This window comes from Nonomuraea bangladeshensis (assembly GCF_039529455.1).
GTDB classification, from domain to species: domain Bacteria; phylum Actinomycetota; class Actinomycetes; order Streptosporangiales; family Streptosporangiaceae; genus Nonomuraea; species Nonomuraea bangladeshensis.
The window spans coordinates 34,002-58,863 of sequence record NZ_BAAAMV010000008.1 but is presented as its reverse complement, the minus strand read 5'-3'; the positions used below and the strand labels follow the sequence as shown (position 1 = coordinate 58,863).

The 24,862-nt window shown below is 71.9% G+C and carries 21 protein-coding genes and 1 riboswitch; of the genes, 7 read left to right on the top strand and 14 right to left on the bottom strand.

Annotated elements, in window-relative coordinates:
- Positions 1-16 precede the first annotated feature (16 nt).
- The 6 genes from glmS (at position 17) to ABD292_RS26345 (ending at position 8,342) form a co-directional block, all read left to right on the top strand.
- Positions 17-1,837, top strand: a complete 1,821-nt coding sequence (gene glmS, locus ABD292_RS26370) for a glutamine--fructose-6-phosphate transaminase (isomerizing) (RefSeq protein WP_344211774.1) — start codon at positions 17-19, stop codon at positions 1,835-1,837.
- A 69-nt stretch (positions 1,838-1,906) separates the two neighbouring features.
- On the top strand, positions 1,907-2,692 hold the full coding sequence (locus tag ABD292_RS26365; RefSeq protein ID WP_344211772.1) for an SAM-dependent methyltransferase: 786 nt from the start codon (positions 1,907-1,909) through the stop codon (positions 2,690-2,692).
- A gap of 117 nt (positions 2,693-2,809) precedes the next feature.
- On the top strand, positions 2,810-3,769 hold the full coding sequence (locus ABD292_RS26360; RefSeq protein WP_344211770.1) for a Bug family tripartite tricarboxylate transporter substrate binding protein: 960 nt from the start codon (positions 2,810-2,812) through the stop codon (positions 3,767-3,769).
- Positions 3,770-3,773: 4 nt separating this feature from the next.
- Positions 3,774-3,968, top strand: a riboswitch (cobalamin riboswitch).
- A 90-nt stretch (positions 3,969-4,058) separates the two neighbouring features.
- Complete coding sequence (locus ABD292_RS26355) at positions 4,059-6,242, top strand: ribonucleoside-diphosphate reductase subunit alpha (RefSeq protein ID WP_344211768.1); 2,184 nt, start codon at positions 4,059-4,061, stop codon at positions 6,240-6,242.
- A 34-nt stretch (positions 6,243-6,276) separates the two neighbouring features.
- Positions 6,277-7,272 carry a ribonucleotide-diphosphate reductase subunit beta gene (locus ABD292_RS26350; RefSeq protein WP_344211766.1) on the top strand — a complete coding sequence of 332 codons (996 nt, stop codon included), beginning with the start codon at positions 6,277-6,279 and terminating at the stop codon, positions 7,270-7,272.
- 20 nt (positions 7,273-7,292) lie between these two features.
- The gene (locus tag ABD292_RS26345; protein WP_344211764.1) at positions 7,293-8,342 is read left to right on the top strand and encodes a mechanosensitive ion channel family protein; all 1,050 of its coding nucleotides are present in this window, start codon (positions 7,293-7,295) and stop codon (positions 8,340-8,342) included.
- A 238-nt stretch (positions 8,343-8,580) separates the two neighbouring features.
- On the opposite strand, the gene ABD292_RS26340 is transcribed toward ABD292_RS26345, so the two are convergent.
- The 14 genes from ABD292_RS26340 to ABD292_RS26275 all read right to left on the bottom strand — a co-directional run bounded on the left by ABD292_RS26340 (position 8,581) and on the right by ABD292_RS26275 (position 23,441).
- Positions 8,581-10,086, bottom strand: a complete 1,506-nt coding sequence (locus ABD292_RS26340) for a CoA-acylating methylmalonate-semialdehyde dehydrogenase (protein ID WP_344211762.1) — start codon at positions 10,084-10,086, stop codon at positions 8,581-8,583.
- Positions 10,083-10,886, bottom strand: a complete 804-nt coding sequence (locus ABD292_RS26335) for an HAD-IIB family hydrolase (RefSeq protein ID WP_344211760.1) — start codon at positions 10,884-10,886, stop codon at positions 10,083-10,085. Before ABD292_RS26335 ends, ABD292_RS26340 begins: the two co-directional genes overlap by 4 nt.
- The gene (locus ABD292_RS26330) at positions 10,883-11,734 is read right to left on the bottom strand and encodes an inositol monophosphatase family protein (RefSeq protein WP_344211758.1); all 852 of its coding nucleotides are present in this window, start codon (positions 11,732-11,734) and stop codon (positions 10,883-10,885) included. The genes ABD292_RS26335 and ABD292_RS26330 overlap by 4 nt, the downstream gene beginning before the upstream one ends.
- On the bottom strand, positions 11,725-12,489 hold the full coding sequence (locus tag ABD292_RS26325; RefSeq protein WP_344211756.1) for an HAD family hydrolase: 765 nt from the start codon (positions 12,487-12,489) through the stop codon (positions 11,725-11,727). Before ABD292_RS26325 ends, ABD292_RS26330 begins: the two co-directional genes overlap by 10 nt.
- Positions 12,486-13,583 carry an ABC transporter ATP-binding protein gene (locus ABD292_RS26320; protein ID WP_344211754.1) on the bottom strand — a complete coding sequence of 366 codons (1,098 nt, stop codon included), beginning with the start codon at positions 13,581-13,583 and terminating at the stop codon, positions 12,486-12,488. Before ABD292_RS26320 ends, ABD292_RS26325 begins: the two co-directional genes overlap by 4 nt.
- Positions 13,584-15,410, bottom strand: a complete 1,827-nt coding sequence (locus ABD292_RS26315) for an ABC transporter permease (RefSeq protein ID WP_344211752.1) — start codon at positions 15,408-15,410, stop codon at positions 13,584-13,586. It lies immediately after the preceding gene.
- 44 nt (positions 15,411-15,454) lie between these two features.
- The gene (locus ABD292_RS26310; protein ID WP_344211750.1) at positions 15,455-16,114 is read right to left on the bottom strand and encodes a DUF47 domain-containing protein; all 660 of its coding nucleotides are present in this window, start codon (positions 16,112-16,114) and stop codon (positions 15,455-15,457) included.
- Positions 16,111-17,091: an inorganic phosphate transporter gene (locus tag ABD292_RS26305; protein WP_344211748.1), complete on the bottom strand. Its 981-nt coding sequence runs from the start codon at positions 17,089-17,091 to the stop codon at positions 16,111-16,113. The genes ABD292_RS26310 and ABD292_RS26305 overlap by 4 nt, the downstream gene beginning before the upstream one ends.
- Positions 17,091-18,929 (bottom strand): 3D-(3,5/4)-trihydroxycyclohexane-1,2-dione acylhydrolase (decyclizing), encoded by a 1,839-nt coding sequence (iolD, locus tag ABD292_RS26300; RefSeq protein WP_344211746.1) that lies wholly within the window; start codon positions 18,927-18,929, stop codon positions 17,091-17,093. The genes ABD292_RS26305 and iolD overlap by 1 nt, the downstream gene beginning before the upstream one ends.
- Positions 18,926-19,840, bottom strand: a complete 915-nt coding sequence (locus ABD292_RS26295) for a Cgl0159 family (beta/alpha)8-fold protein (protein WP_344211744.1) — start codon at positions 19,838-19,840, stop codon at positions 18,926-18,928. Before ABD292_RS26295 ends, iolD begins: the two co-directional genes overlap by 4 nt.
- On the bottom strand, positions 19,833-20,771 hold the full coding sequence (gene iolC, locus ABD292_RS26290; RefSeq protein WP_344212797.1) for a 5-dehydro-2-deoxygluconokinase: 939 nt from the start codon (positions 20,769-20,771) through the stop codon (positions 19,833-19,835). The genes ABD292_RS26295 and iolC overlap by 8 nt, the downstream gene beginning before the upstream one ends.
- A gap of 20 nt (positions 20,772-20,791) precedes the next feature.
- Complete coding sequence (locus ABD292_RS26285; protein ID WP_344211742.1) at positions 20,792-21,634, bottom strand: TIM barrel protein; 843 nt, start codon at positions 21,632-21,634, stop codon at positions 20,792-20,794.
- On the bottom strand, positions 21,631-22,602 hold the full coding sequence (locus ABD292_RS26280; protein ID WP_344211740.1) for a Gfo/Idh/MocA family protein: 972 nt from the start codon (positions 22,600-22,602) through the stop codon (positions 21,631-21,633). Before ABD292_RS26280 ends, ABD292_RS26285 begins: the two co-directional genes overlap by 4 nt.
- A gap of 86 nt (positions 22,603-22,688) precedes the next feature.
- The gene (locus ABD292_RS26275; RefSeq protein ID WP_344211738.1) at positions 22,689-23,441 is read right to left on the bottom strand and encodes a GntR family transcriptional regulator; all 753 of its coding nucleotides are present in this window, start codon (positions 23,439-23,441) and stop codon (positions 22,689-22,691) included.
- Positions 23,442-23,637: 196 nt separating this feature from the next.
- Here ABD292_RS26275 and ABD292_RS26270 point away from each other — a divergent pair, with 196 nt between their 5' ends.
- Entirely contained in the window at positions 23,638-24,804 is a 1,167-nt protein-coding gene (locus ABD292_RS26270; RefSeq protein WP_344211736.1) for an ABC transporter substrate-binding protein, read from the top strand.
- Positions 24,805-24,862: the final 58 nt, after the last annotated feature.

Genomic DNA, 24,862 nt, shown 5'->3' with positions numbered 1-24,862 from the left:
CGCAGAGGAGACCTCGATGTGCGGAATCGTGGCCTATGTCGGCCCCAAGGACGCGGCGCCCATCCTGCTGGAGGGGCTGCAGCGGCTCGAGTACCGAGGCTATGACTCCGCCGGGCTCGTGGTGTCCAACAAAGGGCTGAAGCTCCGCAAGGTCAAGGGCCGGGTGGCCGACCTGGCCAAGGTCGTGCCGGCCAGGTTCAAGGGCGGGCTCGGCATCGGGCACACGCGCTGGGCCACGCACGGCGTCCCGAGCGACGAGAACGCCCACCCGCACCTGTCGGCCGACCAGCGCATCGCGGTCGTGCACAACGGCATCATCGAGAACGCCGCCGAGCTGCGCGCCAAGCTGGTCGCCGACGGCGTCGAGTTCGCCTCCGAGACCGACACCGAGGTGCTGGCCCACCTGATCGCCGCCGCCGTGGACGAGAACGAGACCCTGGAGGAGGCGGTCAGGAAGACGCTGAAGAGCATCGTCGGCACGTACGGCATCGCGGTCATCGACGCCGAGCGCCCCGGCGAGGTGGTCGTGGCCCGCAACGGCAGCCCGATCGTGCTCGGCATCGGCGAGAAGGAGATGTTCGCCGCCTCCGACGTCGCCGCCCTGATCCGCTACACCCGCCAGGTCGTGCACCTGGAGGACGGCGAGCTGGCGGTGATCAAGGCCGACGGCTTCCACACCTTCTCCAGCGACGCCCGCGAGACGGCCAAGGAGCCGCTGACCGTCGACTGGGACGCCGGCCACTACGACACCGGCGGCTACGAGCACTACCTGCTCAAGGAGATCTCCGAGCAGCCCGAGACGATCACCAGGACGATGTCCGGCCGGCTCGACGAGCGTTTCCACGTCGCGCACCTCGGCGGGCTCAACATGGACGCCCGCGAGACCCGCTCGTTCCGCCGGGTGAAGATCATCGGCTGCGGGTCGGCGTACTACTCGGGCCAGATCGGCGCGCAGCTCATCGAGGAGCTGGCGCGCATCCCCGCCGACGCCGAGCCGGCCAGCGAGTTCCGCTACCGCAACCCGGTCGTCGACCCCGACACGCTCTACGTCGCGATCAGCCAGTCCGGTGAGACCTACGACACGCTCGCCGCCGTCCAGGAGCTCAAGCGCAAGGGCGGCCGGGTCATCGGCATCGTCAACGCCGTGGGCAGCGCCATCGCCCGCGAGGTGGACGGCGGCATCTACCTGCACGCCGGGCCCGAGGTCTCGGTCGCCTCGACCAAGGCGTTCACCTCCACGGCGGTCGCCTTCGCCCTGCTCGCGCTGCACCTCGGCCGGGTGCGCGACCTGTCGCCGGCCGACGGGCGGCGCATCGTGGAGGGCCTGCGCCGGCTGCCCGGCCAGATCGCCGAGATCCTCACCCAGGGCGACAAGATCGCCGAGCTGGCCCGCAAGTACGCCGGCCACCCGAGCATGATGTTCGTCGGGCGGGTGCGCGGCTACCCGGTGGCCAGGGAGGGCGCGCAGAAGCTCAAGGAGATCTCGTACGTGCACGCCGAGGCCTACCCGGCGAGCGAGCTCAAGCACGGCCCGCTCGCGCTGATCGGCCCCGAGATGCCGACGGTCGCGATCGTCCCCGACGACGAGCTGCTGGACAAGAACCTCACCACGCTCGGCGAGATCCGCACCCGCGGCGGCCAGGTGCTCATGGTCGGCCACCGGGAGCCGGACACCAAGCTGGCCGACGACGTCATCGTGATCCCGAAGAACGAGGTCGAGCTGGACCCGATCCTGCTCACCATCCCGCTCCAGCTCCTCGCCTACCACGCCGCGGTCGCGCTGGACCGGGACGTCGACAAGCCGCGCAATCTAGCCAAGAGCGTTACTGTTGAGTAATTGACTCCAATTAAGCCACATTTCGCTCTGGGTAGTGTTATCTGGGGCCGGACAGCATAAATTCGATACGTGCGGCAGTTCGACCAGCAACGGCCCAATCTCGCACGCATGTACGACTACATGCTCGGCGGGACGGACAACTTCGCGGTCGACCGCCTGGCCATCGAGCAGCTCGCCGAGCTGGTCCCGGAGGCGGTCCCGCTGGCCCGCGCGAACCGGGCCTTCCTGCAGCGTGCCGTGCGCTACGTCGCCGCCGCCGGGATCGACCAGTTCATCGACCTGGGCAGCGGGCTGCCCACCCAGGGCAGCGCGCACGAGGTGGCGCCCGGCGCCCGGGTCGTCTACGTCGACCACGACCCCGTCGTGGCCGCCCACGCCAAGGCCCTGCTCACGAACGTGGGCAGGGCCGTCTGCGTCGAGGCCGACCTGCTGGACGCCGACGACGTGCTGGCCAAGGCCGGTGACTTCCTCGACCTGGACCGGCCGGTCGCCGTCCTGCTGGTGTCGATCCTGCACTTCCTGCCCGACTCCGCCCAGCCGGGGCAGGCCGTGGCCCGGCTGCGCGAGCGGGTCGTCCCCGGCAGCTTCCTGGTGATCAGCCACGCCACCACGATGGGACGGCTGGGGGACGAGGAGGTCCCCCGCGGCTACCGGGGCTCGTCCGGGAGCGGGGGAGCGGACCGGCGGCCGTCCGAGATCCGGCGCTTCTTCGGCGAGTTCTCCCTTGATCCGCCCGGACTGGTTCAGGCCGTCGACTGGCGGCCGGACCGGCCGAAACTCGTGGGCGATTGGGCGCTGCCGTCGTCGCTCATGGCGGGCGTGGCCCGGAAAATCGATCATTCCACTTCCGCCTAAAAAGCCACATTTCACCAAATTTCGGCTGGTGGGATGTGTCGCCTATATGTGTATCTCTGCGTAATGTGTGAATAACTGTAGGTAAGGGGGATTCGCGGAGCTTCGGGGGAGAGACACATGCGCCGTCGACGGTTCCTGGCAAGCCTGCTGGCCGCGTCCGGCGCGGCGGTGCTCGGCGGCTGCGGCGCCTGGCAGGCCGGCGGCGGCCCCGGCCGGCCGGGGCTGCGCGCGCGGTTCGTCATCAACCCGGCCGCCCGCCGCTGGAGCGAGGTCGGGCGGGCGCTCGCCGGCGCGGCCCGCGCCGCCGGGTACGAGACCGGCACCGGCACCAAGGTCACCGTGAGCGGCCTGTCCGCGATGACCGCCGCCGAGCTCAACAACGGCCAGACCCTGCTCGACCTGGCCACCCCTCTCGCCCGGCTGGCCGGCGACGTCGAGGTCGTGGTCGTGCCCGGCGACTCCCGCTTCAAGGACTTCGAGGGCTTCGCCGCCCAGCTGCTGGCCAGGCCCGGCGCCACGCCGCTGGCCGGCGGCCCGCAGGGCGCGCCCGACCACCTGCTGTTCGGCCTGATCGCCAAGGGTATCGGCGCCGACGCCCGTCAGGTCGACTACACCGGCTATCCCGGCAGCCAGGAGGTCGTGACCGCCCTGCTGTCCGGCAAGGCCGCGGCGGCCACCGGGGCGCTCGCCGACTGGCGGGAGGGCCTCGCCCGCGGCCGGCTCCGGGCGCTCGCGGTCTCGTGCGCCCACCGGGTGCCCGAGGTGGACGCGCCGACGCTGCTGGAGTCCGGCGTACGGGTCGACTTCACCGACTGGACCGCCGCCTTCGGTCCCGAAGAGATGCCGGACGAGAGCCGCGACGCGGCCGTGCGCATGTGCGAGGAGGCGACCTCCTCCACCCGCTGGCTGGCCGCCTGCCGCGCCGCCGGCTGGGTCTCGATCCCGCTCGGCGGCGACGACTTCGTGCTCTGGCTGGCCTCCGAGGTCGAGCGCACCCGGGCCGTGCTCCATGACCTGGGGCTGATCAACTCGGCGCGAGCCACAACCTGTAGGGGCAGTTGCGGGAACGGCCACTAGATGTAGGATCCAGGTCGTCGCTGGTTCGCCCCTCGGGGCGGAGTGAAAGGGAACCCGGTGCGATTCCGGGGCTGCCCCGCAGCGGTGAGCGGGAACGACCGCCGTCATGAGCACTGGAGTGATCCGGGAAGCGACGGCCAGTAGGAGCCGATGAGGCGTGCCCGCGAGCCCGAAGACCTGCCCGCGACGTGACCGTCCATGGCCCCGAGGGAGGGCCGGCGGGGCGACGCGGCCTGCCCGCGTGGCTCTGGCGTGCCCTTCCCCGGGAATGAGCTCGCGAGGAGAGCACGTGACGCAGACCGTCGAGGCCGCCAGGCACCTGGACGCGGCCGGTCGCCGGCTGGCCATCGAGGAGGCCGCCGCCCGGGTGATCACGGACCCGGAGAACTCACGGGTCGCCGCCCGGCTGCTGGCCGAGGAGATCGCCGAGGAGGCGGCCGGGCAGGGAGTGCGCGCCTTCTCCGAGTCGGTGGCCGCCTGCCACGCGGCCGGGCTGCTGCAGGACCGGCTGGCCGCGTTCGTCGCCGAGCACGCCGCCGAGCTGGACGCCCTCGTCGACCCGGCGGCCGACGACCGTTTCGAGTATTTCGGCCTGCGCACCGTCCACGACCGTTACCTGCTGCGTCACCCCGAGACCCGGGCGGTGCTGGAGCGGCCGCAGCACTTCTTCCTGCGCGTCGCCTGCGGGCTCGCCGAGACCGTGGCGGAGGCGGCCGAGCTGTACCGGCTGATGTCGACGCTGTCGTACCTGCCCAGCTCGCCCACGCTGTTCAACTCCGGCAGCCGGCGTCCGCAGCTGTCGTCGTGCTTCCTGCTCGACTCGCCGCGCGACGAGCTGGAGGCCATCTACGAGCGCTACGGCCAGGTCGCCCGCCTGTCCAAGTACGCCGGCGGCATCGGCATCTCCTGGACCAGGGTCCGCTCGCGCGGCTCGCTGATCCGCGGCACCAACGGCCACTCCAACGGCATCGTCCCGTGGCTGCGCACCCTCGACTCCTCGGTGGCGGCGGTCAACCAGGGCGGCCGGCGCAAGGGCGCGGCCTGCGTCTACCTGGAGACCTGGCACGCCGACGTCGAGGAGTTCCTGGAGCTGCGCGACAACACCGGTGAGGACGCCCGCCGCACCCACAACCTCAACCTGGCCAACTGGGTGCCGGACGAGTTCATGCGCCGGGTCGAGGCCGACGAGGTCTGGTCGCTGTTCGACCCGAAGGAGACGCCCGACCTCACCGACCTGTACGGCGAAGAGTTCACCGCCGCCTACCGCGCGTACGAGGCGGCCGGCCGCTTCGTCCGGCAGATCCCCGCCCGCACCCTCTACGGTCGGATGATGCGCACCCTCGCCCAGACCGGCAACGGCTGGATGACCTTCAAGGACGCCGCCAACCGCACCTCCAACCAGACCGCCCGCCCCGGCAACGTCATCCACCTATCGAACCTGTGCACCGAGATCCTGGAGGTCACCAGCGACGGCGAGACCGCCGTCTGCAACCTGGGCTCGGTCAACCTGGCCGCCCACCTGGCGGAGGGCGACCTGGACTGGGAACGGCTGCGCGGCACCGTACGCACCGCCGTGCGCTTCCTCGACCGGACCATCGACCTCGGCTTCTACCCGACGCCCGAGGCCGAGGCGGCCAACCGGCGCTGGCGGCCCATCGGGCTCGGCGTCATGGGGCTCGCCGACGTGTTCTTCGCGCTGCGGCTGCCGTTCGACTCGCCGCGGGCGCTGGAGCTGTCCACCAGGATCGCCGAGGAGATCGCGCTCACCGCGTACGACACCTCGGCCGACCTGGCCGCCGAGCGCGGCCGGCACCCCTCCTACGCCGACACCCGCGCGGCCGGCGGCGTGCTGCACCCCGACCACTACCTGCCGGCCACGCCCCGCTGGGACGCGGTGCGCGCCAAGATCGCGCGGACCGGGCTGCGCAACTCCCTCATGGTCGCCATCGCGCCGACCGCCACCATCGCCTCCATCGCCGGCTGCTACGAGTGCATCGAGCCGCAGGTGTCCAACGTGTTCAAGCGCGAGACCCTGTCCGGCGAGTTCCTGCAGGTCAACCGCTACCTGGTGGCCGACCTGCGGGAGCGCGGGCTGTGGACGCAGGAGATGCGCGACGCGATCAAGCGCGCCGACGGCTCGGTCCAGGACGTGCCCGGCATCCCCGACGACCTGAAGACGCTCTACCGCACCGCCTGGGAGCTGCCGCAGAAGGCGCTCATCGACCTCGCCGCGGCCCGCCAGCCGTACATCGACCAGTCGCAGTCGCTCAACCTCTTCATGGCCGCGCCGACCATCGGCAAGCTCTCCTCGATGTACGCCTACGCCTGGAAGAAGGGCCTCAAGACCACCTACTACCTGCGCTCGCGCCCCGCGACCCGCATCGCCCAGACCACCGTGGCCGCCGCCCCGGCCGCCCTGGACGCGATCGCGTGCTCGCTGGAGAACCCCGAGACCTGCGAAGCCTGCCAGTAGTAGCCCCCTCACCGACGTCAAGGAGTCCCACGTCATGCTGCTCGACCCCGGAATGGACCTCACCCTGCGCCCCATGCGCTATCCGGACTTCTACGAGCGCTACCGCGCCGCCATCCGCAACACCTGGACCGTCGAGGAGGTGGACCTGCACAGCGACGTCGCCGATCTGGCGCGGATGACGCCGCAGGAGCGGCACCTGATCAACCGGCTGGTCGCCTTCTTCGCGACCGGCGACTCGATCGTGGCCAACAACCTCGTGCTCAACCTCTACCAGCACGTCAACGCGCCCGAGGCGCGGCTCTACCTGAGCCGGCAGCTCTTCGAGGAGGCGGTGCACGTGCAGTTCTACCTGACGCTGCTGGACACGTACCTGCCGGATCCCGACGAGCGGGTCAAGGCGTTCGCCGCGGTCGAGCACATCCCGTCCATCAGGGACAAGGCGGAGTTCTGCTTCAAGTGGATCGACTCGATCGGCGGGCTCGACCGGCTGGAGGACGCCGGTCAGCGCCGGCAGTTCCTGCTCAACCTCATCTGCTTCGCCGCCTGCATCGAGGGCCTGTTCTTCTACGGCGCGTTCGCCTACGTCTACTGGTTCCGCTCCCGCGGCCTGCTCGGCGGCCTGGCCACCGGGACGAACTGGGTGTTCCGCGACGAGTCCATGCACATGGAGTTCGCCTTCAGCGTGGTCGACACCGTGCGCGCCGAGGAGCCGTCGCTCTTCGACGACGAGCTGGGCAAGCAGGTGACCGCCATGCTGGAGGAGGCGGTCGCCGCCGAGCTGGCCTTCGCCGAGGACCTGTGCGGCGAGGGCATGCCGGGCATGGGCGTGGACCAGATGCGCCGATACCTCGAATACGTCGCCGACCAGCGGCTGACCCGGCTCGGCCTGCCCCGCAGGTACGGCTCGGCCAACCCCTTCGCGTTCATGGAGCTCCAGGACGTGCAGGAGCTGGCGAACTTCTTCGAAAGGCGTGTCTCCGCTTACCAGGTGGCGGTTGAGGGCAATGTGAGCTTCGACGAGACGTTCTAGGATTTTTAGGGGGCAAGAGCGTGCAGCATCCGGCGGACTGGCCGATCCTCGTGTTCTCGGTGATCGGATCCATCCTCCTGGTCGAAGTGGTCCGGCGGGTGCTCGGCAGGATCGGGCGCAAATGGGCGCTCGCCCAGCACCTCGTGGAGCGCTGCACGTGGCCGGCGTTCGCGGTGGCCGCCGTGGTGGCCACCAACGTGGTGTTCGGGGTGGGCATCCTCGGCGAGTCGGGCCGGCAGCGGGCGCTCGCCGAGGGCGTGGACCGGGTGCTGGGGCTGCTCACCATCGCCGCGGTGACCTGGCTGATCGTGCAGGCCTCGTACGCGCTGACCGACGTCGTCCTCGACCGGCTGGTGCAGATCGAGGGCGAGCGCAACCGGCGGGCCCGGCGCATCATGACCCAGATCGCGCTGGTCCGCCGCATCGCCGCCGCGGTCATCATCGTGATCGCGGTCGGCGCGATGCTCTTCTCCTTCCCCGGCGTGCGCGCGCTCGGCGCCGGCCTGCTGGCCTCGGCCGGCATCGCCGGCGCCGTCGTCGGCATCGCCGCCCAGCCCACGATCGGCAACGTGCTCGCCGGGCTGCAGCTCGCCTTCAGCGACGCGCTCCGGCTGGACGACGTGGTCGTGGTGGAGGAGGAGTGGGGGCGGATCGAGGAGCTGACGCTCACGTACGTGGTGCTGCGGCTCTGGGACGAGCGGCGGCTCGTGCTGCCGGTCAGCTACTTCACCCAGAACCCGTTCGAGAACTGGACCCGGCACGGCAGCCGCGTCCTGGCCGCGGTCCAGCTGCGGGTGGACTGGTCGGTGCCGGTCAAACGGCTGCGCGAGGCGCTGTACGAGTTCCTTCAGGGCAACCCGCTGTGGGACCAGAAGGACTGGACGCTGCAGGTCACCGACGTGCTGCCCAACGGGCTGGTCGAGCTGCGCTGCCTGATGAGCGCCGCCGACTCGCCCTCGGCGTGGGACCTCAAGTGCGACGTGCGCGAGTTCCTGGTCGACTACGTGCGCGACAACCATCCGGAGGCGCTGCCCCGCTTCCGCGTCGAGAGCGCGGGGCTGCCCGGATGAAGGGACGGCCGGATAAAGGGACGGCCGGATAAATGGATGGCTCTCTGCCGATCATCCGCTTACCGTGGTGAATGTCCGGCAGCGAGCTTCTTGAGCTTCCTTCGCGGCGGCCCTGAAAGAAGAGGGCCGCGGGCCGCGGCCTGGCCGACGGGATTGGCGCCCCCCGGCCGGACCCCGCCCACACCCCGGGCCGGCTCACGCCGGCCGAGCCCGGGGTCCACCCGTCACGGCGGGCGGGCTACGCGTTCGTGGGGAAGCCCAGGTTCACGCCGCCGTGCGAAGGGTCGGGCCAGCGGGACGTGACGACCTTGCCCCTGGTGTAGAAGTGCACGCCCTCGGTGCCGTGCACGTGCGTGTCGCCGAACAGCGACGCCTTCCAGCCGCCGAAGCTGTAGAACGCCATCGGCACCGGGATCGGCACGTTGACGCCGACCATGCCGACCTCCACCTCGCTCTGGAAACGCCGGGCCGCGCCGCCGTCGTTGGTGAAGATCGTCGTGCCGTTGCCGTACTCGCAGTCGTTGATGACCTTCAGCCCCTCGTCGTACGACGACACCCGCACGACGGACAGCACCGGGCCGAAGATCTCGTCCACGTGCGTCCGCGAGCCGACGGGCACGTGGTCGAGCAGGGTCGGGCCCAGCCAGAAGCCCGGCGTCTCCGCGGCCCTGCCGCCGCCGAGCACGGGGGCGCCGCGGCCGTCGACCACGAGCGTGGCGCCCTCCTGAACCCCCAGGTCCAGGTAGGAGGCCACCTTGTCCCGGTGCGCCCGGGTGACCAGCGGCCCCATCTCCGACTTCGGGTCGTCGCCCGGCCCGACCACCAGCCGCTCGACCCGCTCGACGATCTTCCGTACCAGTTCGTCGCCGATCGGCTCCACCGCGAGCACCACCGAGATCGCCATGCACCGCTCGCCCGCCGAACCGAAGCCCGCGGACACGGCGGCGTCGGCGACCAGGTCGAGATCGGCGTCGGGCAGCACCAGCATGTGGTTCTTGGCCCCGCCGAGCGCCTGCACCCGCTTGCCGTGCGCGGTGCCGCGCTCGTAGACGTACCTGGCGATCGGGGTGGAGCCGACGAACGACACCGCCCGGACACCGGGGTGTTCGAGCAGCCGGTCCACGGCGACCTTGTCGCCCTGCACGACGTTGAACACCCCGTCCGGCAGCCCCGCCTCCTTCCACAGCCGCGCCATGAGCAGCGACGCCGACGGATCGCGTTCCGACGGCTTCAGCACGAACGTGTTCCCGCACGCGACCGCGATCGGGAACATCCACATCGGCACCATGACCGGGAAGTTGAACGGCGTGATCCCCGCCACCACGCCCAGCGGCTGACGCATCGACCAGGAGTCGACCCGGGTCGAGACGCCCTCGGAGAAAGCGCCCTTGAGCAGGTGCGGGATCCCGCACGCGAAATCCAGCACCTCCAGCCCGCGCGCCACCTCGCCCAGCGCGTCCGAGTGCACCTTGCCGTGCTCGGCCGAGATCAGCGCGGCCAGCTCGTCGCGGTGGGCCTCCATCAGCTCGCGGTAGCGGAACAGCACCCGGGCCCGCTTGACCAGCGAGGTGTCACGCCAGGCGGGGAAGGCGGCCGCGGCGGCCGCCACGGCCGCGTCCACGTCGGCGGGCGAGGCCAGCGCGACATGCCCGCCCACCTCCCCGGTCGCCGGGTCGAACAGCTCGGCGGAACGGGCGTCGCCGTCCGCGCGGGCGCCGTTGATCCAATGCCTGACCGACCTCACAGCTCTCCCTTCCCCCCGGCCCAACCGTTGGACCGGAACGCCAGCTCCACGACGTCCACGAGCGCGCCGTCGGCGCAGGCCCTCGCCACGACGTCGGCCGCGGCGACGACGTCCGGGTGGCCGTCGCCGACGGCGAACCCCACTCCGGCCGCCGCGATCATGTCGTGGTCGTTCGGGTTGTCGCCGATGGCGGCGATCTGCTCCATCGGCACGCCCATGGCCGCGGCCAGCGCACGCAGGGCGGTGCCCTTGGTCGCCTGCTCCGACAGCACCTCCAGGTAGGTCTCCTCGGAGCGGACCGTGACCGTTCCCGGGATGTCCAGCTCGGGGAACGGGCCGCCGATGAGCATGCACTTGACGATCTCGTCGGGCGGCAGCGCCGCCCAGTCGCCGGGGTCGCGCAGCGTGATCCCGTCCCGCCTGGCGTACTCGCGCAGCTCGGGCACGTCGTGCACGGCCAGCGCCTCCCCGCCGGAGAACGCGACCGGGTAGACCCCCTCGGGGAGCTCGCCGAACAGGCCGAGCAGCGTCTTCCACGCGCTCGCCGGCAGGTTGCGCGAGCGCAGCACGGCGCCCGCCGCCGGCTTCACGGTCGCGGCGCCGTTGTAGAGGATGGCGGGCCCGTCCAGGCCCAGCTCGTCGTAGTAGGGGCGGGCGGAGCACGCCATGCGGCCGGTGGCGAGGATCACCTCGCCGCCCGCGGCGCGGAAGCGGCGCAGGGCCTCCCGGCTGGCCGGGACCATGGCCAGGTCGCGGCCGACGAGGGTGCCGTCGAGGTCCGTCACGATCCAGCGGATCACCGGGAGCTCCCCGCCCCCGCGACATCGGCCGGCGCGGACTCCGCCCTGCCGGCCCGCGCGGACTCCGCGACGTCGGCGAGCACGGAGCCCGCGAGGTCGAAGCCGCCCACGGTGGCGAGGTAACCGCCCGGCTCGAAGACGCTGCCCGACAGCGGGATGTAGACGCCGCCGGCCTGCTCGATCAGGAGGGAGCCCGCGGCCACGTCCCAGGCGTTGACGCGCGTGCCGTAGGCCACGTCGGACCAGCCGGCGGCGACGTGCGCGAGCTTGAGCGCCGCGCTGCCGGGACGCCGGATGGCGGCGAACGCCTGGGTCATCCGCGAGAAGCGGCGCAGCGCGCCCTCCTCGTCCTCGGCCAGGTCGCGGGGGGTGGGGTAGCTCGACAGCAGCATCGCCTCGCGCTCGGTGGCGGCGCCGGCGCTGCGGATCGGCTCGCCGTTGCAGACGGCGCCGCCGAGCCAGGCGGTGAACTCGTCGTCGCGTACGGGGTCGTAGACCACCCCGGCCACCACCTCGCCGTCGAGCGCCGCCGCGATCGAGGTGCAGAAGAACGGCAGGCCGGCGGCGAAGTTCGCGGTGCCGTCGATCGGGTCGACGTACCAGCGGACGGCGCCTTCGCCGCGCGTGCCGCCTTCCTCGCCGACCACCACGCTGTCGGGGCAGCGCCGTTCCAGAAAGGCGCGGATGTCCTCCTCGGCCGCCTTGTCGTGCACGGTGACCGGGTCGTGGAAGTCACGCTTGGTCTGGATCTCGGGGCGGGAGCGGAAGGCGCCGCGCAGGCGGTCGCCGACCGCCCTCGCCGCCTCGACGGCGATGTCGGCCAGCTCGCGAGAGGTGTTCACATCCATGTCTGCTCCAGGAGTCTCAGCAGGGCGCGGGGGTCCTCGACGGTGGCCTGAGGGCTCTGCCGCACCGCGTACGGGATCTTGTCGGTGCTCGCGGAGACCATCAGGACGGTCGCGCCCACCCCGGCCCGCGCGCCGCAGATGACGTCACGGTCGTAGTTGTCCCCGACGTACCAGACGTCGGCCGGGTCCACGCCCAGGGACCGGCAGGCGAGCCGGATCATCTCGGGGTTCGGCTTGCGGACGCCGACCTCGTCGCTGTACACCTGCACCGCCACCTGGTCGTCCAGCCCGGCGGCGGTCATGTAGTCGCGGTGCACGGCCCCGGACAGGGAGTTGCTGACCACCCCGGGGACGACGCCGTGCTCCCAGCAGGCGGCCAGCAGCTCCGTCATGCCGGTGCGGAGCTTGCGGTCGCTGCGCAGCTCGCCCATGCGCTTGCACAGGGGCGTCGCCTCGACGGTCACCAGCGTGCGGGCCCGCTCGGGCCAGTCCGTGGCCACGAACTCGGCCCAGAACCTGCGGTGCGTCATCTCCTCCGGGGCGAACTGCCGGGAGGTGGAGTCCTTCCAGTACTTGTCGGCCCGCGCGGCGGCCCGGATGTCGCTCTCGACCTCCTCGGCCGTGAGCCCGTCGAACCCGGTCCTGGCGAGGAGCGCGTGCACCTCGGCGGCCAGCTCGGCGGCCCAGGACGGGCGTTTGACGGTCTCGACGATCACGCCGCCGAAGTCGAGGAGCAGCGCCTCGGGACGGTTCACGCGCTGACCTCCGCCCGGTCCCAGGAGGTGATCCGCGCGCCGTCGGCGCCGAACAGGTGCAGCTGCTCGGTCCAGCAGGTCAGCACGTCGCCCGGGCCGGCCTGGACCGGCTGGTAGGACACGGCGTACAGCTCGGTGTCGAGCACGCGCAGCCGTACCGTCCAGGAGGAGCCCGCCGGCAGCACGGCCTCCACCACCGCCTCCTCGCTCCAGGCGGCGGCGGGCGGGGTGCCGAAGCGCAGCGCCTCCGGCCGGATGCCGACGGCGGCCGGGGTGCTCTGCGCGCCGCGCGACTCGACGAAGCGCAGCAGGGACGCGGCCAGCCCGCCGGGGGAGGCGCCCGCATCCACGATCGCCATCGGCGGACTGCCGACGAACTCGGCGACGAACCGGTTGGCGGGCCTGGCGTACATCTCCATCGGGGCGGCGAGCTGCTGCAGCTCGCCCTCGTTCATGACGGCCACGTCGGTGGCCATGGTGAGCGCTTCGAGCTGGTCGTGGGTGACGAAGACGATCGTCGCGCCGCTCTCCTCGTGGATGCGCTTGAGCTCGGCGCGCATCTCCAGGCGCAGCCGGGCGTCGAGGTTCGACAGCGGCTCGTCGAGCAGGAGCACCGTGGGGTTGACCGCGAGCATCCTGGCCAGGGCGACGCGCTGCTGCTGGCCGCCGGACAGCTGGGAGGGGTAGCGGTCCATGGCGGCGTCGACGTGGACCATCTTCAGCGCCGCCTCGGCCCGCGCCCGCCGTTCCGGGCCGGGCACCTTGCGCATGCGCAGGCCGAACTCCACGTTCTCGCGCAGCGACAGGTGCGGCCAGAGGGCGTAGTTCTGGAAGACCAGCCCCATGGCGCGTTTCTCGGGAGGGACGTAGATCCCCTGCTCGACGGAGTCGAGGACCCGGTCGCCGACGGCGATGCTGCCCGCGGTGGGCTGTTCGAGACCGGCGATCATGCGCAGGGTGGTGGTCTTGCCGCAGCCGGAAGGGCCGAGCAGGCACATGAAAGCGCCGTCGGGGACCACGAGGTCGAGGTTCTTCACCGCGAACTCTCCGCCGCCGTAGCTCTTGGAGATCGCGCTGAGGGTGATGTCCGGCATCTATCCTCCTAGTCCGGAAGCCAGGCTGCTCTTGGTGAGGCGCTGGGTCAGGTAGGTCATGGTGAAGGAGAGCAAGGCGATCATGAGGACGACGCCGTTGGCGAGCTGGGTGTAGCCGTAGTCGACCAGGCCGATCGACAGTGTCGTGAGCAGCTGGGTCCCGGTGGTGGTCAGCATGATGACGATGCTGAGCTCCTTGAGTCCCGAGATGAAGGGCAGCACGATCCCGGTGACGAGCGCGCCCTTCTGGATGGGGAAGATGATCCGGCGCATCCGCTGCCACCAGGACGCCCCGGCGATCTGCGCGGCCTCCTCCGGCTCCCTGCCGAGCTGCATCATGGCCGCGATGCCCGAGCGTGAGCTGTAGGGGAGGTGCGTGACGGCCATGACCAGGATGAGCAGGAACGTCGTCCCGTACAGCGCGGGGACGGGCCCGCGGGCGACGGCGAACAGCGACAGCGAGGCGGCGGCGAAGGCGATGCCGGGGATGAGGTAGGGCAGGAAGGAGACCTGCCGCAGGAAGGCCGCGATGCGCGGGGCCGTCCCGCGCACCACCACGTATCCGACGAGCAGGCCGGCGACGGCGCAGATCAGCGAGGCCAGTCCGACGATGCGCACCGAGTTCCACGCGGCCTCCCACAGCTCCGAGCCGCGCAGCACGCCGTGCGGGAAGCCGACCGCCCCGGGGAGTTTCTCGGCGATCCAGAAGTCGAGGGTGAAGGTCGACAGGTCCAGCGGGGTCCTGGTCACCGTGGACAGCAGCAGGGTGAGCACGGGGACGAGCACGCTCACCGCGAAGACCGCCATGCCGAGCGCGTAGGCGGGCCAGCGCCAGTGACGCAGGTCGCTCAGCCGGTCCATCGCGCCCTTGCCGCCCACGGTGACGAACCTGCGCTGCTCGCGCATCAGCCGCATGTCGGTGAAGACGATCACGATGCCGATGATCACGATGACGGTGGCTAGCACGGAGGCCACGCCGGTGCTGCGGTCGCGGATCGACTGGAACAGCCCGGTGGACAGCACCCGGTAGTCGGTGGGCAGCCCCAGCACGTACGGCGTGCCGAACGTGCCGAGCACCCGCCCGACCACGAGCAGCACGGCCGACGACAACGCGGGCAGCATGAGCGGGATCACGATCCGCCGGACGACGACGCGCCGCGGCGCGCCCAGGATCCGTGCCGAGTCCTCCAGCTGCACGTCGATGCGGCGCAACGCGTTGCCCACCAGGAGCAGCACGAACGGGTAGTAGTGCAGCCCGAGCGTGACGATGATCGGCAGCGGGCCGTAGGCGAGCCAGTCCGGCGTGCGGATGCCCTGGGCCTGGAGGAAGCCCACCTGCCCCGCGGCCCGCTCGTTCTTGAACAGCGTCAGCCAGGCCAGCGAGAACGTCCACGACGGCAGCATGTACGGCACCACCAGCGCCCCGGCCAGCCACTTGCGCCCCGGCACGTTCGTCCGGGTCACCAGCCACGCCATGCCGCCGCCGAGCACCAGCGCGAACAGGGTGGTGCCCACGGCGACGACGAGCGTGTTGACCAGCGGCTCCCAGAACAGCAGCTCGCTGATCTGGGAGCGGAAGACCCGCCACAGGTAGTAGCCGGTCCACTCGCCGGGCTGCTGGCCGGCGTGCACCTCGTCGCCGTACTGCAGGCGGAAGGCGTCGGACAGCACCGCGAACAGCGGGGCCACGACGAGGTAGGCCAGCAGGACGACGAGGATCAGGCCGAGCGCGGCCGTCGGGTCGTGCCGCATGACCTGCAGGCGGTAGAGCAGTCTGCGCCGTCTCGGCGGGCGAGGTGGCGGCTCCGTCTTCGTCACAACAGCCATGGCGTTTCCTTCGGGGGGTTGGGCATCAGTGACTTCTCTTGAGCTCAGTGACTTCTCTTGAGCATCGCGTCGGCGAGGGCGTCGGCCGACTCTCCGAGCCGCCGGCCCACCGCGTCCAGGCGGGACAGCAGCTCGCGTTCGCGCAGGGTGTCCATCTCCAGACGCCCCGCGAACAGCGCGGTGAGCCTCGCCTGGTAGAGCTGGCGCACCCGGCTCTGGGACTTCCTGGTGGCCAGCAGGGCGGCCATGACGGAGCCCGGATCGCCGAGGATCTTCACGAGGGCCTGTTCCAGCTCGTCCAGCCCGTCGATCACGGCCCGCAACGGCTCGACGGCGAAGCTCAGGTCGGGCAGCCCGAACAGGTCGGCCTCGCGGACGAAGTCCCGGAGCTGGTCGAGCACGTCGTCGATGGAGCGGGAGAGCCGGAACAGATCCTCCCTGTCGAGGGGGGTGGCCAGCGTCCGCGACAGCGCCCGGACGAGCTCGGCCCGCGCCTCGTCGCCCTCGTGCTCGACCACGGACATGCGGGCGCGGGCCCGCGTGCTCTCGACCGTGCCCGACGCGGCCGTGCACGCCAGTTCGGCGCCTTCCCGCGCGCTGGCGACCTGGCGGCGGAGCAGGTCGATCACCCGCCGTCCCGTACGGCCCCGCAGGTCGTCCAGGACCCTGCCGAGCCGGCCGGCGCGGCCCTTCGCGCCGCTCACAGCAGCCTCAGCCCGAGTCCGGCCAGGCAGCCCAGCACCAGGGACGACGGGAGGGTGACCAGCCACGCCGTGCCCATGTTCACCACGCCCTGCCATCGCACCCTCCTGCTTCCCTCACTGGCGGCCACGCCGACGACGCCGGCCGTCACCGACTGGGTCATGCTCACCGGGCTCCCCAGGGCCGAGCTGCCGAGCACGGCGCCGGTGGCCGCCGTCTCGGCCGACAGCACGTGCAGCGGCCGGGCGATGACCAGGCCGCGGCCGATCCGCTCGCCCACCCGGTCGAGACTGGTCAGGGACCCGGCCAGGAACAGCGCCACGAGGACGGCCATCCACGCGGGGGAGACGGCGACGGGCCCGACCCCGCCGAGTCCGTTGCGGCCCACGTCGAGCGCCACGCTCACGACCGCGATCATCTTCTGGCCGTCGTTGACGGCGTACGCGGTGCACTGGGCCGCGTACGCCACCAGGTGGGCGGCCAGCACGAGCCTGGGCATCCGCCGGTAGGACGGCACCCGGCGGGAGGCGGTCCCCAGCAGGTAGCCGAGGACCAGGCCGACCACGGGAGCGCAGAGCCCGATCGCGAGCACGCCGGCCAGGCTGCCCCACGACACCGGCACGCCGGCGCCGAGGCCCGCGCCGGAGATGCCGCCGATCACGGCCAGCGTGAGGCTGGTCGGCAGTCCTCTGCCGGTCAGCACCGCCACCACCACGATCGCGACCACCACGCCGACCAGGAACACCGCCGCGCCGATGCTGGTGCCTAGGCCCGCCAGCCCCTCGGTGAAGGTCCGCGCCACCGCCACGCCCAGCACGTACGGCACCGCGAACAGGATCGTCACGAGCAGCGTGACGGCCACCCAGCCGGGCATGTGCGGGAACCGCAGCCCGAGCCCGATCAGCGTGGCCGCGTCGTTGGCCCCGCTGATCAGCACGAACAGGACGGCCACCAGGGCGAAGGCCAGCGTCCAGCCCATCAGAGGTAGGACCGTTGGTCGCGTTTGGCCTCGTCGTAGCGTTCGCGCGCGGCCCGGGCCTCGGGCAGCGCGGACACCTCGGCGACCGGCACGTCCCACCATGCCTCGGCGTCAGGGCCGTCGCCGGGGACGGGCTCCACGTGGACGACGGTGGTCCTGGTGGACTCCTTGGCCTTGACCAGGGCCGCCCGCAGGGACTCGGGAGTGTCGGCGCGCAGCACGTCGGCGCCCAGGCTGGCGGCGTTGACGGCCAGGTCCAGGGGCAGGGGCGCGCCGTCGAGCTCGCCGCCCGCGCCGCGCGCCCGGTAGGCGGTGCCGAGCCTGCGCGCGCCCACGGACTCGCTGAGCCTGCCGATCGAGGCGAAGCCCTGGTTGTCCACCAGGACGATGACGAGCTTGACGCCTTCCTGCACGGCCGTGGCGATCTCCTGGGCCATCATCAGGTAGGAGCCGTCGCCGACCAGCACGATCACCTCGCGCTCCGGCGCGCCGAGCTTCACCCCGAGCCCGCCGGCGATCTCGTAGCCCATGCACGAGTAGCCGTACTCCACGTGGTACTGCTCGGGGTCGCTCGCGCGCCAGAGGCGGTGCAGGTCGCCGGGCATCGAGCCGGCGGCGTTGACCACCACGCCGCCCGCGGCGATCTCGTTGACGATGCCGAGCGCGACGGGCTGCGTGAGCTGCGTCCCCGCGTAGGCGCGGCCGACCTCGGCCTGCCAGGCGGTGGCCAGGGTCGTGGCCCGGCGGGTCCAGTCCGCGTCGGCCCGCCAGTCCACCTCGTCGAGCGCGCGCAGGGCCGCGCGGGCGTCGGCGACGAGCATCAGGCCGGAGTTCTTGGCCGCGTCGAAGGCGGCGACGTTCACGTTGAGGAACCTGGCCTGCCCGAACAGCGTGCGCGAGGCGGTGGTGAAGTCGGTGTAGCGGGTGCCGACGCCGATGACCAGGTCCGCCTCGCGGGCCAGGGTGTCGGCGGCCCGCGTGCCCGTGTGGCCGATCGCGCCGACCGCGCAGGGGTGGTCGTACGGCAGCGCGCCCTTGCCCGCCTGCGTCTCGCCGACCGGGACGCCGTGGTTCTCGGCGAACCTGGCCAGCTCCGTCCACGCCTCGCTGTACCTGACCCCGCCCCCGGCGACGATCAGCGGCCGCCGCGACTCCCGCAGCAGCTCGACGGCCCTGGCCAGCGCGGCGGGCTCGGGCACCGGGCGCGGCACGTGCCACACCCGCCTGGCGAACAGCTCCTCCGGCCAGTCGTGCGCCTCGGCCTGCACGTCCTGGGGGAGCGCCAGCGTGACGGCGCCCGTCTCGGCCGGGTCGGTCAGCACCCGCATCGCCGCCAGCAGGGCGGAGGGCAGCTGTTCGGGCCGGTTGATCCGGTCGAAGAAGCGTGACAGCGGGCGCAGCGAGTCGTTGACCGACACGTCGTAGGAGCGCGGGTCCTCCAGCTCCTGCAAGACCGGTCCCGCGGCCCGCGTGGCGAAGATGTCGCCGGGCAGCAGCAGCACGGGAAGGCGGTTGATCGTGGCCAGGGCCGCGCCGGTGACCAGGTTGGTGGCGCCGGGGCCGATGGAGGCCGTGCAGGCGAACGTCGACAACCGGCGCCGGGTGCGCGCGTAGCCGACGGCGGTGTGCACCATGGCCTGCTCGTTGCGCGCCAGGTAATAAGGCAGCGGATCGCCCGTGCCCGCGCCCTCCTCCGCCAGGGCCTGGCCGATCCCCGCCACGTTGCCGTGGCCGAAGATGCCGAGGACGCCGGCGATGAGCCGGTGTTCGACGCCGTCGCGCTCCGACCACTGGTTGGCGAGGAAGCGCACCAGCGCCTGCGCCGTGGTCAGCCTCATGACGCACCTCCCGCGGGCACCGGCCGGGGGCCGGTCGCCTCCAGCAGGCTCAGCGCGGTGTCGACCGCGCCCTCGACGTCGCCGCCCGGCGGGTAGAGCAGCGTCCTGCCGACGACCAGGCCGCGCACGCCGGGCAGGCGCAGCGCCCTGCTCCACGAGCCGAACATCTCGTCGGAGTCCTGGCCGGAGTCGCCGCCCAGCAGCAGCACGGGCAGGGTCGTCGCCTCCATGACGCGCTCCATGTCCGCCACGACCGGGAGCTTGAGCCAGGTGCGCGCGGAGGTCGCGCCGAGCGCCTGGCCGACGCTGACGCTGCGGATCACCGCCTCGGGCGACAGGTCGTGCCTGACCACGCCCTCGTGACGGCTGGACCAGAACGGCTCGACCATCGCCATCAGGCCGTGGCCGGCCAGTTGGGTCACGGCCTCGCCGCAGTGGGCCAGGGTGGCGGCGGTGGCGGCGTCCTCGGGGGCGATCCTGCACAACATCTTGCCGCCGTCGAGCCCCATCGCCGCGATCGAGTCGGCGTCGTAAGCCGTGAACCTGTCGTCGAACTCGAACACCGCTCCCTGCACGCCGCCGCGGTTCATCGACCCGATGACGAGCTTGTCGTCGAGCGCGCCGAGCAGCAGCAGGTCCTCGACGATGTCGGGGGTGGCCAGCAGGCCGTCCACGCCCGGCCTGGCCAGGGCGGTCATCAACCGGTCCAGCAGGTCCACGCGGTTGCGCATGGCCATGGGGTGACCGGCGACCCCGAGCGAGCCGCGCGCGGGGTGGTCGGCGGCGATGATGAGCAGGTGTTCCCTGCCGTTCCTGAGCGGCCTGCGCCTGCGCGCGGCGGCCGCCTCGGCGACCAGTTCCGGCTGCCAGGCCCGCTCGTCGAGCAGTCTGCGGTAGTCCTGCTCACGCATGGGTGAGACCTCCTTCCGAGTGGGTGGACAGGGCGGCCTCGATCTCGTCCACCGTGGGCATCGCGGGCGCGCAGGCCAGGCGTCCCGCGACGATGGCGCCCGCCGCGTTGGCGAAGCGCAGCGTGCGCTCCAGCGGCCAGCCGGCGAGCAGGCCGTGGCAGAGCGCGCCGCCGAAGGCGTCGCCCGCGCCGAGGCCGTTGACGACCTCGACGGGGACGGGCGGGACCCGTACCGTCTCCGTCGCGGTCATGCCCAGCACGCCGGCCGAGCCCTGCTTGACGATCGCCAGCTCGACGCCGGCCGCGAGCAGGGCCGCGCCGGCCGCGACCGGGTCGCGGGTTCCGGTGGCGACCTCGGCCTCGTCGAGGTTGCCGACCGCGACGGTGACGTGCCGGAGCGCGGCGCGCACCCGCTCGCGGGCGAGCGCCGCGTCGGGCCAGAACATGGGCCGGTAGTCCAGGTCGAGCACCGTGTACGGCCGGCGCCCCCGGGCCCGCCACGCGGCCAGATGCGCGCTGAGCGACGGCTCGGTCGACAGCCCGGTCACGGTGGCCCAGAACAGCCCGGCCCGCGTGACGGCGGTCAGGTCCAGCTCGCCGGGCGAGATCTCCAGGTCGGGGGCCCGGTCGCGGTAGAAGTAGAGCGGGAAGTCCTCGGGGGGCCTGATCTCGCAGAACGTCACCGGGGTCGGCCGCCCCGGCACCGCGGTGACGAGGCTGTCGTCCACGCCGTACGCGCGCAGCGCGTCGTGGACGAACGCGCCGAACGGGTCGTCCCCGGTCCTGGTGATCACCGCGCTGCGCCGGCCCAGGCGGGCGGCGGCCACGGCCACGTTCGTCGCGCTGCCGCCCAGGTACTTGCCGAACGTCTCCACCTGCCGCAGCGGCACGCCGACCTGCAGCGGGTAGACGTCCACGCCGACCCGGCCCATCGTCAGCACCTCCGGCGGCCTCACGCGAGGCCCCGCAGGAACGCCACGCTCGCGCGGACGTCGTCGGCCGGGCCCGCCCCCGCCGGGGGCTCGGCGTCGAGGATCACGTCCTGCTCCATGACGTACCAGCCGGTGTAACCGGCGGCCGTCAGGCCCGCGACGATGCCCTTGACGTCCACGTCGCCCAGCCCGAGCCGGCGGTAGATCCCGGCGCGCACGGCCTGGGTGTAGGACAGCTCGCCGGAGCGCACGCGCGCCGCGAGTGCCGCGTCCACGTCCTTGAGGTGGACGTGGGCGATGCGGCCGGGGGCGCGGCCGACGACGTCCAGCGGGTCGGTGCCGCCGATGAGCAGGTGGCCGGTGTCCAGGCAGAGCGCGACGGAGCTGCCTTCGAGCACCCGGTCCACCTCCCGGCGGCTCTCGACCATGGTGCCGACGTGCGGGTGGAGGGTGACGACGCGGCCCGCCCGCGCCGCCTCCGCGGCGATCCGATCCAGGTTGCCGAGAAGGGTGCGCCAGCCGGTCTCGTCCAGCTCGGGGCGGGTGTCGTAGCCGTCCTGGCCGGTGGCGGCGGCCAGCACCACGACCGTGCCCGCCTCGAACCCGGACCACGTGGCCCGCAGTCCCGGCAGCGGGTCGTGGCCGGGGTCGTGCAGGACCACGGGGACGAATCCGCCCACCGGCCGCAGCCCGTGGCGGCCGAGCAGGTCCTGGTCGGCGGGCAGGAAGCCCTCGGGGCCCAGCTCGGTGGCGGTCAGACCGAGCTCGGCCATCTCGGCGAGCACGCGTCCGGCGGGGAGCTGGTGGCCCCAGCCGGGGACCTCGCAGACCCCCCAGGAGATGGGGGCGGCGGCGATCCTCACTTGGTCACCTCCGTGACGCGCACGCTGCGGCCCTCGCGGCGCGACAGGTCGGCCGCCTCGGCGAGGTGGAGCGCGGCCAGGGCGTCCCGGACGGTGCAGGGGCTCTCGATCTCGCCCCGCGCCATCGCGAGGAACGCCTTCATCTCCTCGACGTACGCGGCCTCGAACCTGCTCTGGAAGTCCGGCCACGGCGGCCCGGCGGGATCGAGACCTTCGGCGGAACGCAGCGGGGTCCGGTCGCCCAGCCCGGCCGTCCAGGTGCCGCGGGTGCCCGCGAGCTCCATGCGCACGTCGTAACCCGCGCCGTTGTAGCGCGAGCCCTGCAGCGTGACCAGGGTGCCGTCGTCCATGGTGATGAGCGCGGCGCTGTTGTCGACGTCGTCGGACTCGGCGAAGAACTCGGCGCCGCGGTTGGCGCCGATCGCGTACACGCTGTCGGCCTCGTGGCCGGTGACCCAGCGCAGGATGTCGAAGTCGTGGATGTGGCAGTCGCGGAAGATGCCGCCCGACTGGGCGACGTACGCGGCGGGAGGGGGCGCGGGGTCGCCGGTCAGCAGGTGGACCCGGTGCAGCTCGCCGAGCTCCCCGGCGCGCAGCGCGGTGCGCGCGGCCGTGTAGCCGGCGTCGAAGCGGCGCTGGAAGCCGATGTGCACGGGGGTGCCGCTGCGCTCGGCCGCCGCGGCGACCCGCAGGGTCTCGGCCACGGTCGGGGCGGCGGGCTTCTCGCAGAACGCCGGCACCTTCAGCTCGCAGGCCCGCAGCAGCGCCTCGGCGTGGGCGGACGTCGGGGTCGTGATCACCACCGCGTCGGCGTCGAAGGGGTCGCCGACCCGGGCTCCCAGCCGTCGCGCCGCCTCCTCGGCTCTGCTCGCGTCCACGTCGGTGACGACGAGCTCGTCGACGAGAGCGGACAGGGTCGCGGCATGGAACATGCCGATCCGCCCGAGGCCCAGTAGACCCACACGCATGATCGCTCCTCATCCAGGGGTCTCCAGTTGTAGATGAACGGGAGATGAACAGTCAACAGTTTGTCCTGACATAAGGAGAAAGTTGCTCATCGCTCCACGAGGGTGACCTCCAGTGAGTAGTGGGAGGCGCGGTAGAGGTGCGAGCCGTGCTCCACGCCTCCGCCCTGGTCGTCGTAGGCGGTGCGGACCAGGGTGAGCAGGGGGCAGGACGGCCGCTCGCCGAGCAGCGTGGCCTCCTCCTGGCTGGCGGCGCGGGCGCTGATCCGCTGGTTGGCCACCCGCAGCCGCACGCCGCCTGAGCGCAGCAGCTCGTAGAGCCCGTGTTCCTCAAGAGCCTCGGCCGACACGCGGGCCGGCGGGGACTGGGGCCTGAGCGGCAGCCAGTTGCGTAACAGGGCCAGCGGCTCGCCGCGGGCGTACCTGACCCGCTCCAGCCGGACCACGTCGGCGCCCGGCGCGATCCCCAGCGCGACCGCCACGTCGTCCTCGGCCGCGACGGTCCCGATGGACAGCACCCTGGTGCTCGGCTCCTGCCCTGACCTGCGCAGGTCGTCGTACAGGCTGGTGAGCTCGACCGCCCGCTTGACCTGGCTGTGCGCGACCTGGGTGCCCACGCCGCGTTTGCGGACGACCAGGCCCCTGTCCACCAGGTACTGGATGGCCCTGCCCACGGTCGGGCGCGAGAGCCCCAGCTGTCCTGCCAGCTCGACCTCGTTGAGCAGCCAGGAGCCGGGAGCCAGCTCGCCGGTCCGGATGGCGTGGGCGATGCGCTCGGCCACCTGGAAGTAGAGGGGGATGGGACTCGTCCTGTCGAGGTCGATGTCCAGTTTCGGAGTCACGAGGCCGAACGTAAGTGATGTCTGTATGTCCTGACTATGTGAGGACAGGGCCTAATTTCTGCCTATAAGAGAGTGGCAATATGACGTAAGAATGTCTTGACAAACTGTTCACGCGACGTTCATCGTGAGCTCACCATGGCGTCGTCGGGGCTGGTGCGACGCTTCACCCTTGCTAGGTAAGAGGAGTGACGCCATCATGAGGCGTACCGCGAAGATCATCTCCGTGGCGGTGCTGGCGGCGGCCGCTGCGGCGTGCGCGCCTTCCACGGCCGGCAACGCCCCGTCGACGGCGACCGCCAAGGCGCTGCCCGGCCCCTCGCTCGACGCGAACTTCGACCTGGAGGCGCTGGTCGCCGCCGCGAAGAAGGAAGGCAGCCTGCTGGTCTACGACTCCAGCGGCGACATCGAGGAGGTGGCGAAGGCCTTCACCGCCAAGTACGGCATCGCCATGGAGGGCGTGAAGTCCGACACCCCGCAGACCGCCGAGAAGATGCTCAGGGAGCACGCCGCCGACAACGTCACCATCGACGCGGCCATGTACGAGGACGGCGGCGTGCTGGTCGGCCAGCTCGCGCCGCAGGGCGTGACGCAGACCTGGATCCCCTCGGACCTGAAGGACCAGATCCCCGCCGAGAACCAGAACCCGCTGCTCGCCCTGTCCAAGGCCACCGTCTTCGCCTACAACACCAAGCTGTCGCCCGGCGGCTGCCCGGTCAAGAACATCTGGGACCTGACCGAGCCGGAATGGGCCGGCAAGCTGGTGATGCAGGACCCGCTGGGCAAGCCGACCGTGCTGTCGTTCTTCACCCAGCTGGACGCGCACGGCAACCAGGCGCTGGAGCAGGCGTTCCAGGCCAAGTACGGCAAGCCGCTGAAGACGGAGGAGAAGAGCGCCGCCTACGAGTGGGTCAAGCGGCTGGCCGGCAACCGGCCGGTGCTGACCGGCTCCGACGAGGACATCTCCGGCGCGGTCGGCGCGCCGAACGCGACCGACAAGAAGATCGGCTTCATGTCGATCTCGAAGTTCCGCAACAACGAGGACAAGGGCTACCACCAGTCCACGTGCGAGGGCATGGCGCCCTTCACCGGCTTCAGCTACCCGAAGTACGTGGCGATCGCCAGCAAGAGCAAGCACCCCAACGCGGCGAAGCTGTACGTGCACTTCATCATGACCGAAGAGGGCGTCAAGCACGAGATCGGCGAGGGCGGCATCTCGGGCAACAGCACGGTCAAGCCGCTGGTCACCCCGGCCGGGCTGTCCGACTGGCAGGGCCAGCTCTTCCACACCGACCCCAAGGGCCTGCTCGGGGACCTGCAGAACCGCCAGAACATCTCCGACTTCTGGCGCGTCAACAAGAGCTAGCCGGCGCACCGGAACGGCCGCCCGGCCGGAGACCTCGGCCGGGCGGCCGGCCTCGCAT

Coding starts and splice junctions, on each gene's coding strand:
- ABD292_RS26330 (WP_344211758.1), bottom strand. CDS start 11,734: ATGGATGTGAACACCTCTCGCGAGCTGGCCGACATCGCCGTCGAGGCG.
- ABD292_RS26320 (WP_344211754.1), bottom strand. CDS start 13,583: ATGCCGGACATCACCCTCAGCGCGATCTCCAAGAGCTACGGCGGCGGA.
- ABD292_RS26305 (WP_344211748.1), bottom strand. CDS start 17,091: ATGGGCTGGACGCTGGCCTTCGCCCTGGTGGCCGTCCTGTTCGTGCTG.
- iolD (WP_344211746.1), bottom strand. CDS start 18,929: ATGAGGCTGACCACGGCGCAGGCGCTGGTGCGCTTCCTCGCCAACCAG.
- ABD292_RS26280 (WP_344211740.1), bottom strand. CDS start 22,602: ATGCGTGTGGGTCTACTGGGCCTCGGGCGGATCGGCATGTTCCATGCC.
- ABD292_RS26295 (WP_344211744.1), bottom strand. CDS start 19,840: ATGCGTGAGCAGGACTACCGCAGACTGCTCGACGAGCGGGCCTGGCAG.
- ABD292_RS26350 (WP_344211766.1), top strand. CDS start 6,277: ATGCTGCTCGACCCCGGAATGGACCTCACCCTGCGCCCCATGCGCTAT.
- ABD292_RS26360 (WP_344211770.1), top strand. CDS start 2,810: ATGCGCCGTCGACGGTTCCTGGCAAGCCTGCTGGCCGCGTCCGGCGCG.
- ABD292_RS26315 (WP_344211752.1), bottom strand. CDS start 15,410: ATGGCTGTTGTGACGAAGACGGAGCCGCCACCTCGCCCGCCGAGACGG.
- glmS (WP_344211774.1), top strand. CDS start 17: ATGTGCGGAATCGTGGCCTATGTCGGCCCCAAGGACGCGGCGCCCATC.
- iolC (WP_344212797.1), bottom strand. CDS start 20,771: ATGGGCCGGGTCGGCGTGGACGTCTACCCGCTGCAGGTCGGCGTGCCG.
- ABD292_RS26270 (WP_344211736.1), top strand. CDS start 23,638: ATGAGGCGTACCGCGAAGATCATCTCCGTGGCGGTGCTGGCGGCGGCC.